At 67.1% G+C, this 11,937-nt stretch carries 11 protein-coding genes; 8 read left to right on the top strand and 3 right to left on the bottom strand.

Translation table 11 applies throughout. The annotated features are described in order from the left end of the window. Positions 1 to 130 precede the first annotated feature (130 nt). The gene (locus tag ACQ1RG_RS13055) at positions 131 to 949 is read left to right on the top strand and encodes a ParA family protein (RefSeq protein WP_009375729.1); all 819 of its coding nucleotides are present in this window, start codon (positions 131 to 133) and stop codon (positions 947 to 949) included. A 120-nt stretch (positions 950 to 1,069) separates the two neighbouring features. On the opposite strand, the gene ACQ1RG_RS13050 is transcribed toward ACQ1RG_RS13055, so the two are convergent. Beyond that, a complete protein-coding gene (locus ACQ1RG_RS13050; protein ID WP_009375725.1) occupies positions 1,070 to 1,651 on the bottom strand; it encodes a MerR family transcriptional regulator in 582 nt (193 codons plus the stop codon). A 210-nt stretch (positions 1,652 to 1,861) separates the two neighbouring features. Further along, entirely contained in the window at positions 1,862 to 2,605 is a 744-nt protein-coding gene (locus ACQ1RG_RS13045; protein ID WP_009375723.1) for a lysophospholipid acyltransferase family protein, read from the bottom strand. Between the two features lie 116 nt (positions 2,606 to 2,721). On the opposite strand from ACQ1RG_RS13045, the gene ACQ1RG_RS13040 reads away from it, so the two are divergent. From ACQ1RG_RS13040 to ACQ1RG_RS13030, 3 genes are read left to right on the top strand one after another with little or no spacing between them, the layout of a single operon-like run. Beyond that, the gene (locus ACQ1RG_RS13040) at positions 2,722 to 3,588 is read left to right on the top strand and encodes an alpha/beta hydrolase (RefSeq protein WP_009375722.1); all 867 of its coding nucleotides are present in this window, start codon (positions 2,722 to 2,724) and stop codon (positions 3,586 to 3,588) included. Continuing rightward, the gene (locus ACQ1RG_RS13035) at positions 3,581 to 4,018 is read left to right on the top strand and encodes a hypothetical protein (protein WP_227007051.1); all 438 of its coding nucleotides are present in this window, start codon (positions 3,581 to 3,583) and stop codon (positions 4,016 to 4,018) included. Before ACQ1RG_RS13040 ends, ACQ1RG_RS13035 begins: the two co-directional genes overlap by 8 nt. A gap of 34 nt (positions 4,019 to 4,052) precedes the next feature. After that, positions 4,053 to 5,807, top strand: coding sequence for a DEDD exonuclease domain-containing protein (locus ACQ1RG_RS13030; protein WP_009375720.1), 1,755 nt, complete (start codon positions 4,053 to 4,055; stop codon positions 5,805 to 5,807). Here ACQ1RG_RS13030 and trpD read toward each other — a convergent pair. After that, positions 5,775 to 6,896: an anthranilate phosphoribosyltransferase gene (trpD, locus tag ACQ1RG_RS13025; protein WP_009375719.1), complete on the bottom strand. Its 1,122-nt coding sequence runs from the start codon at positions 6,894 to 6,896 to the stop codon at positions 5,775 to 5,777. The two genes, ACQ1RG_RS13030 and trpD, sit on opposite strands and share 33 nt — an antisense overlap. Positions 6,897 to 7,114: 218 nt before the next feature. Here trpD and ctaE point away from each other — a divergent pair, with 218 nt between their 5' ends. From ctaE to qcrB, 4 genes are read left to right on the top strand one after another with little or no spacing between them, the layout of a single operon-like run. Next, on the top strand, positions 7,115 to 7,753 hold the full coding sequence (ctaE, locus tag ACQ1RG_RS13020; RefSeq protein WP_430600154.1) for an aa3-type cytochrome oxidase subunit III: 639 nt from the start codon (positions 7,115 to 7,117) through the stop codon (positions 7,751 to 7,753). Between the two features lie 53 nt (positions 7,754 to 7,806). Further along, positions 7,807 to 8,595 carry a cytochrome bc1 complex diheme cytochrome c subunit gene (gene qcrC / locus ACQ1RG_RS13015; RefSeq protein ID WP_040341016.1) on the top strand — a complete coding sequence of 263 codons (789 nt, stop codon included), beginning with the start codon at positions 7,807 to 7,809 and terminating at the stop codon, positions 8,593 to 8,595. A 49-nt stretch (positions 8,596 to 8,644) separates the two neighbouring features. Beyond that, on the top strand, positions 8,645 to 9,688 hold the full coding sequence (gene qcrA / locus ACQ1RG_RS13010; protein WP_009375716.1) for a cytochrome bc1 complex Rieske iron-sulfur subunit: 1,044 nt from the start codon (positions 8,645 to 8,647) through the stop codon (positions 9,686 to 9,688). Then, entirely contained in the window at positions 9,685 to 11,310 is a 1,626-nt protein-coding gene (gene qcrB, locus ACQ1RG_RS13005; protein WP_009375715.1) for a cytochrome bc1 complex cytochrome b subunit, read from the top strand. The genes qcrA and qcrB overlap by 4 nt, the downstream gene beginning before the upstream one ends. Positions 11,311 to 11,937 lie beyond the last annotated feature (627 nt).

Here is an 11,937-nt window from a genome sequence, read left to right as displayed (position 1 = left end):
CGGGCTGTCGAGAGACCACTCTACTCAGTGACCTGTGCCACTGAATGCAGGGGGTCCTGGTTTCGCGCGGCGCCCGGTCCTCGGCGTGGTCGGGCCTGCCGCGCAGGACCGGATACGTTACCGTAGGAGGGTGCTTGTCCTCAGTATCAGCAGTCTCAAAGGCGGCGTCGGCAAGACGTCGGTGACCCTCGGTCTCGCTTCGGCGGCCTACAACCGCGGCATCCCGACGCTCGTCGTCGACATGGATCCGCAGGCCGATTCGTCGACGGGCCTCGATGTGCCGACCTCGACGAAGGTCGACATCGCCGATGTCCTCGCGGCCCCGAAGTCGCAGAAGATCCTCTCCGAGGCGATCATCCCCTCCGGCTGGGTCGGCGAGACGAAGGGCCACCTCGACGTCATCTCCGGCTCGCCCCGGGCCGCCGAGTTCGACCGTCCCTCACTGTCCGAACGCTACCTGCGTCGGCTCGAGGACGCGCTCAGTCGGATCGCCAAGGGCTACCGGCTCATCCTCATCGACTGCCCGCCGAGCCTCAACGGGCTCACCCGGACCGCGTGGACGGCGAGCAGCCGCGTCGCCGTCGTCACCGAGCCCAGCCTCTTCTCCGTCGCCGCCGCCGATCGCGCCCTGCGCGCCGCCGACGAGCTGCGGCAGCGGGGCACCTCGCAGATCCAGCCGCTCGGCCTCGTCGTCAACCGCGTCCGTGCAGGCTCGACCGAGCATGACTACCGGATCCAGGAGATGCGGGAGATGTTCGGTCCCCTCGTCCTCAATCCCCCGCTGGCCGAACGCGCAGTCATGCAGCAGGCCCAGGGATCCGCCCGACCCATCCACTCGTGGCCGGGCAAGCCCGCCGAGGAGGTCGCCTCCTCGTTCGATGCGCTGCTCGAGCGCGCCCTGCGCTCGGAGAACATCCGCGGACGCAAGGCGGCGAAGCAGTCGTCGTGAGCCGGCGCTGCGCAAGCCGGACCTGAGACAACCGGATCTGAGACAACAGTGAGGGCCCCATCCGATCGGATGGGGCCCTCACTCTGTGGGACTGTTCGAACGAAGAGGTCTGAGCCGACCTCAGCCGAGCTTCTGTGCGCGGCGCTGCGCGAGCTCGTCCATGGCGAAGAGCGTCGAGTCGTCTTCGGGAAGGCGTTCGCTCGGCAGTTCGGAGAGGCTGCCCTCGACCTCGTTCCACACGCGGCCGACGGCGATGCCGAAGACACCCTGCCCGCCCTGGAGGAGGTCGACGACCTCGTCGGGGGACGTGCATTCGAAGACGCTGGCACCATCGGACATCAGGGTGATCTGGGAGAGGTCCTCGACGCCGCGGGAGCGGAGGTGGTCGACGGCGGTGCGGATCGACTGTAGCCCGACGCCGGTGTCGAGGAGGCGCTTGACGATCTTGAGGACGAGGATGTCGCGGAAGCTGTAGAGGCGCTGGCTGCCCGATCCGGAGGCGTTGCGGATCGAGGGGGTGACGAGGTCGGTGCGCGCCCAGTAGTCGAGTCGACGGTAGGTGATGCCGACGACCTTGCACACGGTCGGACCGCGGTAGCCGGCCTCCTCATCGAGGACGGGCAGGTCGTCGTCGAACAGGAGCCCCTGTGCCGCGGACGGCAAGGGCGTCGACTCGACGCTTTCGTGACTTGAGCGGTTCACACCGACTCCTCCTTATAGTCCCTGGGGGAAGTGAGGTCGCGTGGTCGGGCAGAGAATGAAGCCATTCTACCGCTCTTCGCAGCGAACCTACAGTGGGATTCAACAACTCCAAACTATTGTGCCGGAGTCGGAGGGACAAACACCCCAAGGTAACGATTTGCGCGTGTCGCCGTTATGGGAGTATTCGAACACCGCGAACCGCGCGTCGGCTCAGTTCGCCGGTTCGGGCGCAGGGCCCTCGTCGGCCTCCCCGGCGGGCTTCTTCGGCTTCGCGGAGGTGAGCAGCTTCGTCTTCACGGTCGAGGCGTAGGTGTCGACGTACTCCTGGCCGGACAGGCGCATGATCTCGTACATGATCTCGTCGGTGATCGACCGGAGGAGGAACCGGTCGACGGGCAGCCCCTCGTATTTGGAGAAGTCCATGGGCGAACCGAAGACGACGCCGACGCGTCGGAACTTCGGAATGAGACGGCCGGCCGGCTGGATCTTGTCGGTGCCGATGATCGCCACCGGGATGACCGGGGCCCCGGATTCGAGGACGAGGCGGGCGATGCCGGTGCGGCCGCGGTAGAGCTTGCCGTCGGGTGACCGGGTGCCCTCCGGATAGATGCCCAGCGAATTGCCTTCGCGCAGGACCTTGAGTCCGGCCTCGAGCGAGGCCTGCGAGCCGGAGCCGCCGCCGCGGTCCATCGGGAGCTGATTGTTGAGCTTGAAGAACCAGCGCGTCACCGCTCCCTTGATGCCGCGACCGGTGAAGTAGTCCTTCTTCGCGAGGTAGACGACGGGGCGGGGCGCAAGCAGGGGGACGAAGATCGAGTCCATGAAGTGCATGTGGTTGCCGGCGATGATCGCCGGCCCGTCCTGCGGCAGGTTGTCCAGCCCCCGCACCCACGGACGGAAGAGGATCCGCAGGATGGGTCCGGCCAGGACCCGCTTGAGAAACCAGTAGAACACGTGCACCCTTCCATGTCACGACGCTTTGTCGTCCCCGGTCATCATATATCCAACTTCCGACGGCGAGGACCGCCGCCGACGATGCCCGAATGCTGTGTTCGTGGGATGCTGGGAGCATGGAGATCGACTTCGCACCGCTGCCTGCTCCGCGGGCCGCGTACTCGTCCGTGTCGCCTCGCGCCGACGTCGCCGTCCTCTTCCTCCACGGCATCACCGGCTCCCCGGCGGCGTGGCATCCGATCGCCCGCGCCCTGGCCGCCGACGACCTCAGCGTGAGCGTCCCCCTGCTGCCCGGCCACGGTACGACCTGGCGGGATCTCGCCGCCACGTCGTGGTCGGACTGGTTCGCCGCCGCCGAGGCGGAGCTGCGGTCACTGCAGGCCGACCATGAGCACGTCGTCGTCGCCGGGCTCTCGATGGGCGGGGCGCTCAGCCTCGCCCTCGGCACGCTTCCGAAGCCGCCTGATGCGATCGTCGTCGTCAACCCGGCGCTCTACGTCGACTCCCCGCTCGCCCCGCTGCTGCCGGTCCTCTCCCGGATCGTGCCGACGGTCGCGGCGATCGGCAACGACATCGCCCACCCGGGACGCGACGAGTACGCCGGGGACCGGACTCCTGTCGCGGCGGTCGCCTCGCTCGCTTCGGCGCTCACCGGCCTGCGCACCGACCTCTGGGAGATCACCTCCCCCGTGACGGTCCTCGTCTCCGGTCAGGACAACGTCGTGGGTCCGCGCAGCCTCCGCGTGCTCCGCTCCCGGCTGCCCGAGGCTCCCGAGATCATCGCCCTGCGCCGATCCCGCCACGTGGCCACCCTCGACTTCGACGCCGAGGTCATCGCCGAGGCGGTCGCGACTGCCGCCCGCGGGACCACCGTGCGGACCGCCTCGGCGGGGGAAGGTTCGGCCGCCTCGGCGGGAGGGGTCTCGGCCGCCTCGGCGGGATGGGAAGGGAATAGACCCGCGCCGGGGATTGCTGATGAATGACATGGACGGAGACGACGAGCGCGAGGACTGGCGCGACCACGTGCCCGAATCCGAACGGATCGGCGACTCGGCGCGCATCAGCGACAGCCACTGGGACGACCTCGTGGCCCGGATCTCCGCACCCGATGCTCCGATGAGCGAGATGCCGGTCGAGGAGATCCGGGAGAGGCTCGAGGAGACCGAACGCTGGGAGCCGGAGCCGGCTGCCCCGATCGGCTGGCGCACAGCGCCGCCGACGTTCATGCTCTCCGTCGCAGCGACCCTCGGCGCGGTCGTCCTCCTCATCGTCGGGGCGGTCCTCTTCCGTCCCCTGCCGACGTGGTTCCTCCTCGTCGGACTCGCCGTCGGCATCGGAGGCGCCGTCGGACTCTTCTTCCACCTGCCCACCCGCTCGCGCACCGAGGGCGGCGACAACGGGGCGTCGGTGTGAGTTCGCGTCAGCACCGGATGGCACACTTCTAGGCATGTCGTCACCGGCCACGCCCTTCGACCGCGCCCCGCACGGACTCGAGCGCACCCAGCTCTCGTTCGCCGACATCGGCACTCCCCTCTACGAGGTCACCTTCGTCGTCGTCGACCTCGAGACGACCGGCACCCATTCGGGCACCTCGGAGATCACGGAGATCGGCGCGGTCAAGCTGCGCGGCGGCGAGGTCATCGGGGAGTTCCAGTCGCTGGTCAAACCCGAGCATTCGGTCATCTCCCCGTTCGTCTCCCGGCTCACCGGCATCACCCACGCGATGGTCGACGACGCGCCCTCGATCCGCTCCGTGCTGCCGAGCTTCCTCGAATTCGCCGTCGGAGCGGTCCTCGTCGCCCACAACGCCCCGTTCGACATCGGCTTCCTCCGTTCGGCGTGCGAACGCCTCGACTACCACTGGCCGCAGCCGCAGGTCCTCGACACCGTCACCCTCTCCCGGCGGGTGCTCGGCCGGGACGAGGTCCGCAACCACAAGCTCGGGACCCTGGCCGCGCACTTCGGCACGGTGGTCGAACCCGACCACCGTGCGCTCTCCGATGCGCGGGCGACCGGCGAGGTCCTCCACCGTCTCCTCGAGCGCTTCGGCGGGTACGGGATCACGACGCTCGAGGAGCTCGCCACGGTCCGCCAGTCAGGGTGGGCGAAGCGGCAGGCGAAATCCCATCTCGCCAAGGGCGTGCCCGCCGAGCCCGGGGTGTACATGTTCCTCGACGGCACCCGCAGAGTGCTCTACATCGGCAAGTCGGGCAATATGGCCCGGCGCGTGCGCGGGTACTTCAACGCCTCGGAGAACCGCGGCCGGATGGCCGAGATGGTCACCGCCGCCCAGGAGGTCTCGTGCCTGCCGTGCGCCCACGTCCTCGAGGCCGAGGTCCGGGAGGTCAGGCTCATCGGCGAACTCGCGCCCCCGTACAACCGGAGGTCGAAGAAACCGGAGCGCAACGCGTGGGTCGTCCTCAGCGACGAGACCTTCCCTCGGCTCTCCGTCGCCCGGGCCGTCTCCGCCCTCGAACGCTCGCCCGCTCCGCCGTTGGGCCCGTTCCGCTCCCGCAAGACCGCCCAGGCCGTCAAGGAGCTCCTCGAGACCCTCTATCCCGTCAAACGCTGCACCGCGAAGGTGACGGCTGTGACGGCGGCCGACCACCGTGCGTGTGTGAGCGCCCAGGTCGGCCAGTGCGGGGGTCCGTGCGCGGGGGTGAGCGACCCGGCGGAGTACGCCGAGCTCATCTCCGGTCTCCGTGCCGTCCTCGGCGGAGATCTCTCGACCCTGCGCGAGCACAGCGGAGCGCGGATGGCCCGGCTCGCCTCCGAGTCGCGGTACGAGACCGCCGCCGAGGTCCGCGACGGCATGCGGGCGGCCCTGTTCACCGCAGCGCGCGCCGAGACCGTGGCCGGGCTTGCTGCTGTCGCAGAGATCCAGGCATGGTCTCCGGCCCCTGAGGGCGGGATCGACCTCGTCGTCGTCCGCCACGGCAAACTCGCCGCAGCGGCACACCGGGCGAGCACAGCCGGACTCGCCGAGGCGTTCACGGCGTTGTCATCGACCGCGGAGTGGGTGCCGTCGCCGGGACCCTTCCCCTCCGGCGCCGATGCGCTGCCGGAGGAGACGCGGATGCTCGCGCACTGGCTCGAGACCGCGGTCGCGTGGCGCTCGAGCGGCGGGTGGGCGATGCCGGCCGCCGGTGCGAACCATCACGCGACCGCCTCAGGAGCCGTTCGCCTCGGCGATGCGGGTTGAGACCTCGACGAGCTGATCGAGCTTCGCGGCGCCGAGTCCGGCATCGACGGTCGCCTCGGCGATCGTCAGCTTCGCCGCGAGCCGTTCGGTGAACGAACCGGCGGCGACCTCGTCGGCGGCGACGAGGGCCGCTGCCGAGTTGATGAGGACGATGTCGCGCACCGCCGACGCCTCACCGGCGAGCACGGAGCGCATGATCGCGGCGTTCTCCTGCGGTCCGCCGCCGCGCAGCGCGTCCTTCGTCACTCTCTCGAACCCGAGGTCGAGGGCGTCGAACGTCGTGTGCTCGACCTCACCGTGCCTGACCTCCCACACGTCGTTGACGTCGGTGTTGCTCAGTTCGTCGAGACCGTCGCGGGAGCGGAAGACGACGGCCTGATGCCCGCGCTTGGCCAAGGTGCCGACGACGAGCGGCGCCATCTGCGCATCGGCGACGCCGATCGCCGTGTGTCGGGCGCGGGCCGGGTTGGTCAGCGGTCCGAGGATGTTGAAGGCCGTGGGCACGCTGATCTGCCTGCGCACCGCGGCGACGAACTGCATCGAGGGATGGAAGACGTTGGCGAAGCAGAAGGCCAGACCCACCTCGGCGCCGACCTGGCCGGTCTGCTCAGGGGTGATGTCGAAACGGACGCCGAGGGCCTCGAGGACGTCGGCGGACCCCGACGCCGAGGAGGTCGCGCGGTTGCCGTGCTTGACGACCCGCTGGCCGGTCGCGGCGATGATCATCGCCGCGGTCGAGGAGATGTTCGCCGTCTTCGCCCGGTCGCCGCCGGTGCCGACGATGTCGACGGAGTCCTCGAGGCCCGGCAGCGGTACGGCGTGGTCCATCATCGCCGAGACGAGTCCGGCGATCTCGGCGACGGTCTCGCCCTTCGTGTGATGGGCGGCGAGGAATGCGGCCATCGTCACATCGGGGACCTCGCCGGACATGATCTGGTCCATCGCCCACGAGGCCTCCGCCTCGTCGAGGTCCTGACCGTGCATGAGCTTCATGAGGAGATCGGGCCAGTCCGCGACGCCGGCTTCCCGTGTCGATCCGGTTCCGGAGACAGGTGTCTCCGGAGCTGTCGTACGCGGCTGTTCCGTCATCGCAGAGGGCTCTCCAAACAGGGGACATCCACCGCCTCCGGACAGGAGGCGGAGCTTACCTGCGGCATCCTATCGCGTTCTCGACACGCGGGGTGGACGTCACACCGGAACGAGATTGCGGCACCAATCCGCGGTTTTCGCTACACCGTGTAGAAATTTCTCCTCCGAAACCTGGGTAAAAGGTGAAAACTCACCCCGAGACGGGTAATAATGGTGGGGTGTCAACTGCCACTGCATCCCAGACAGCGCCAGCACATCCGGTAGTCAATCGCCCGAATGTGACCACGGTGGGCTTCATCGTGTTCCTCGCAAGCGACCTGATGTTCTTCGCCGCGCTCTTCGCCATGTACTTCACCATCCGATCCGTCGTGCCGGGTCTGTGGGAGACGCGCACCGAGATGCTGAACGTTCCGTTCGCACTCGGCAACACCATCATCCTGGTGTCGTCGTCCTTCACCTGCCAGATGGGCGTGTTCGCTGCCGAGAGGTTCCGCCCACGGCGGACCGGCTCGCTGTTCAACATCGCCAAATGGGGCATGGTCGAATGGTTCTATCTGACGTTCCTCCTCGGCGCGGTCTTCGTGTCGGGCCAGGTCATGGAGTATGCAGAGCTCGTTCGCGAGGGTGTGGCCATCAACACCGACGGGTACGGCTCCGTCTTCTACCTCACCACCGGCTTCCACGGTCTCCACGTGACCATCGGACTCATCTGCTTCCTGCTCGTCATCGGACGTGCGTACGGGGCGAAGAAGTTCGGGCACCATGAGGCGACCTTCGCGATCTGCGTGTCCTACTACTGGCACTTCGTCGACGTCGTCTGGATCGGCCTCTTCGGCGTCATCTACCTCCTCCAGTAGCCGGCACCGAGCATTCGGTCGGACACTCGAAACTCCAAGCAAAGGACCATCACGTGAAGCTATTAGCAGATCGCCGCAGGCACCCGATGGCACTCGTCGTGCTCCTCCTCGTGGGCCTGCTGCTGACCGGCGGAGCGTACGCACTCTTCACCCAGACCTCGAGCGCGAATGCCTCAACGACGGCCAGCGCCTCCGACATCGAAGAGGGCAAGAAGCTCTTCGCCGCGAACTGCGCGACATGCCACGGCCTCAATGCCGAGGGCACGAAGGCCGGACCCGGACTCATCGGCGTCGGTGCGGCAGCGGTCGACTTCCAGGTCGGCACGGGTCGTATGCCGCTGCAGGCGAACGGCCCGCAGGCCCGCGTCAAGGAACCGCAGTTCAACGACGAGCAGACCGCGCAGCTCGCGGCCTACGTCGCCTCGCTCGGACCGGGACCGGCGATCCCGGAGGAGCAGTACCTCGATCCTGCGAAGGGTGACCCCGCCGCCGGCGGCGGGCTCTTCCGCACGAACTGCGCGATGTGCCACAACGTCGTCGGCGCCGGCGGTGCGCTCACCCGCGGCAAGTACGCGCCGAACCTGTCCGAGGTCTCGCCCAAGCACCTCTACGAGGCGATGCAGACCGGACCTCAGAATATGCCCATCTTCAACGACGCGAACCTCACTCCCGAGGACAAGCGAGACATCATCTCGTACATCCGGGAAGTGTCGGAGAACCCCTCCCCCGGCGGATTCAAGCTCGGATCCCTGGGACCAGTGGCTGAGGGCCTCTTCATCTGGTTCTTCGGACTCGCCGCAGTCATCGGCATCACCGTATGGCTCTCCTCGAGGGCGAAGTGAGTCCGCAGTTGTCGTTCACCTACCATCACGAGATTAGACGGGGAAATTCATGACCTCGAAAGAGCACTCCGGCGGCGGCAGCCAGCTCGAGGAGCTGAACGGGTTCACCAACCCTGGCCTGCCTGAGCACAAGCCGCGACTGACCGACGCCGACCCGCGTGCCCAGAAGGTCGCCGAGCGCCAGGTGGCGCTGTGGTTCATCGCTTCGATGATCGGCACGATCTGGTTCATCGTCGCGTACTTCCTCTTCCCGCTGGGAGAGTCGATGGAGAGCATCCGCATCCACACCATGATGGTGGGACTCGGTGCGGCCGTGGCGATGTTCAGCCTCGGTGCCGGCGCGGTGCTCTGGGCGAAGAACCTCATGAGCGATCATGAGGGCATCGATGAGCGCCATGACATCAACGGCAGCGAAGAGGATCAGGCGATCGCGCTCGAGATCCTCCACCAGGCCAAGGAGGAGTCGGGCATCGCCCGTCGTCCGCTTCTGCGCAACACGCTCATCGCCGCTCTCGCGATCGCACCCCTGCCGGCGATCCTCGTCTTCCGCGACCTCGGCCCGCTTCCGGGCGATGCGCTGTTCAAGACCCTGTGGGGCGAGGGTGTGCGACTCATCCGCGACCCGGGCGGCATCCCCTCCCCTGATTCGGAGCGTCCGATCAAGGCTGAGGACGTCACGATCGGTTCGGCCTTCCATGTCCTTCCCTCCGGCATCGGCGATGACACGAACGAGGGTCATGCGCTCGACGAGAAGGCGAAGGCCGCTGTCCTCCTCATGCGCATCGATCCCAAGGAGCTCAAAGAGGATCCTGCTCGCGCCGACTGGTCGTACGACGGCATCGTCGCGTACTCGAAGATCTGCACGCACGTCGGCTGCCCCGTGGCGCTGTACGAGCACCAGACTCATCACCTGCTCTGCCCGTGCCACCAGTCGACGTTCGACGTGACCGAGCACTGCAAGGTCATCTTCGGCCCGGCGAAGCGCCCGCTGCCCCAGCTGCCCATCACCGTGGACAGCGAAGGCTACCTGGTCGCGCAGTCGGACTTCCCTGAGCCCGTCGGACCTACGTTCTGGGAGATCAACCACCCATGAGTACTTCACAGCCCACCACACCTGTCGGGAAGCTGGCGGACTTCACCGAATCCCGCGTCGGGGCCTCCAAGCTCGTTCGCGAGTTCGGACGCAAGATCTTCCCCTCGCACTGGTCCTTCATGCTCGGCGAGGTCGCCCTCTACAGCTTCGTCATCGTCGTGCTCTCAGGCACCTTCCTCACGTTCTTCTTCCACCCTGCGATGGGTGAGCTCCATTACGAAGGTCCGTGGGTTCCGCTGCGCGGAGTCGAGATCTCCGAGGCCTACAACTCCACGCTCGAGATCTCGTTCGAGATCCGCGGCGGACTCTTCATCCGGCAGATGCACCACTGGGGCGCGCTGCTCTTCGTGGCCGCGCTGAGCCTCCACATGCTGCGCGTGTTCTTCACCGGTGCGTTCCGGAAGCCCCGCGAACTCAACTGGGTCGTCGGCGTCTTCCTCGTCATCCTTGCCATGGCCGCCGGCTTCACCGGCTACTCGCTGCCCGACGACCTGCTCTCGGGCAACGGCCTGCGCATCATCGACGGCATCCTCAAGTCCCTGCCGCTGGTCGGAACGTACATCTCGTTCTTCGTCTTCGGCGGCGAGTTCCCAGGCATCGACATCGTGTCGCGTCTCTACACGCTCCACATCATGATCGTCCCCGCCCTGCTCATCGCGCTCATCGGCATCCACCTGATGTTTGTCGTCGTTCACAAGCACACGCAGTGGCCGGGCGCCGGCCACACCGAGAAGAACGTCGTCGGCGAGCCCGTTCTCCCGACCTTCGCAGCGAAGGGCGGAGGGTTCTTCTTCCTCATCTTCGGTGTCATCTCCGTGATCTCGGCACTGTTCACGATCAACCCGATCTGGAACTACGGGCCCTACGATCCCTCCCCCGTCTCCGCCGGCACCCAGCCGGACTGGTACATCGGCTGGGCGGACGGCTTCCTCCGCATCGTTCCGGGCTGGTTCGAGTTCTACATCGCCGGCTGGCCGATCTCGTTCAACATCAACAGCTCGGTCATCGTCCTCGGCGGTGTGTTCGCGGCGATGTTCGTCTACCCATTCTTCGAGGCCTGGCTGCTCAAGGACAACCGCGAGCACCACATCCTCGACCGTCCGCGCAACAACCCCACACGCACCGCCATCGGTGTGGCAGGCATCATCTTCTACTGCAACCTGTGGGCGGCGGCGTCGGGTGACATCATCGCCGTGTTCTTCCAGATGTCGCTCAACGACATGATCTACATCTTCCGTGCGCTCTTCTTCCTCGGACCGATCATCGGCTACATCGTCACGAAGCGCATGTGTCTCGCACTCCAGCGCAAGGACCGTGAGGTCGCGCTGCACGGACGTGAGACGGCGAACATCATCCGTCTGCCCCACGGCGAGTTCCTCGAGCGCCATGAGGCGCTCCCGCCGAACAAGCTGTGGAAGCTCACCGCGTTCGAATCGCCGCACTACATTCCGCCGCAGCCGAACGCTGAGGGCAAGGTGACCGCGCTCGAGAAGTTCCGCGCCCGCCTGTCGAAGTTCTTCTTCGAAGACCGGGTCGCGCCGGTGACGAAGACCGAGCTCGAAGCCTCGCATCACGACCACGAGGCCGTCGAAGGCTCGGATCCGAAGTCGCTCAGCCACTGATCGCGCCGCCGGTCGGCTGATCGTCGACCGGCACCGAGAGGGCCCAGCACGCTATGTGCTGGGCCCTTGTCGTGTCTGTGGCGCGCCGTGCGGTGGCTGCTTTTCGTATCCGCAGGGGTGTGCCACGGTCGGGCGCGAGCCTGTCCCCCGTTACCGTGCGTCGACGGCCGGAGAGTGTCGCCTCGAGCATGCCGATCTGGTCGCCAAGTGTGCGCTGGGCGTGGCCTGCTCGCCTCGTCTTGATGTCGAGCGCGGCCTGCACTCGTGCTCGAAACGCCTCTCCGAGCACGCCGCACCCTCAGCGCTACGTCCTACGTCTGCACGGGGATGATTTGCCACTACATGGGCGTCGTGCGGTGCTTCGCCGGGGATTTACCGCTTGAGGGGCGTTGTGGCACTCCAAGTGCGTTGCGGCGCTACGGGTGCGCCGTTGACAGTCGTCGCGGTACATGGGCGTTAGGACGCTGCAGGTGCCTTCCAGCGCTCGGTGTGCGGGATTGTGCCGGGCAGACACGAGCACCTCTGGGCCGGCGCCGCTGCGCTCCCCCGGCTCGGCTGTGCGCCTCTACGCGTCTGTGAAAGACAGACTGTGACAGCAGGTCCGTTGCGTGCCCCCACTATCGAGTC

It is taken from the genome of Brevibacterium sp. K72 (assembly GCF_050562175.1).
GTDB lineage: Bacteria > Actinomycetota > Actinomycetes > Actinomycetales > Brevibacteriaceae > Brevibacterium > Brevibacterium casei.
This window is presented reverse-complemented; position numbering and strand designations above follow the sequence as displayed.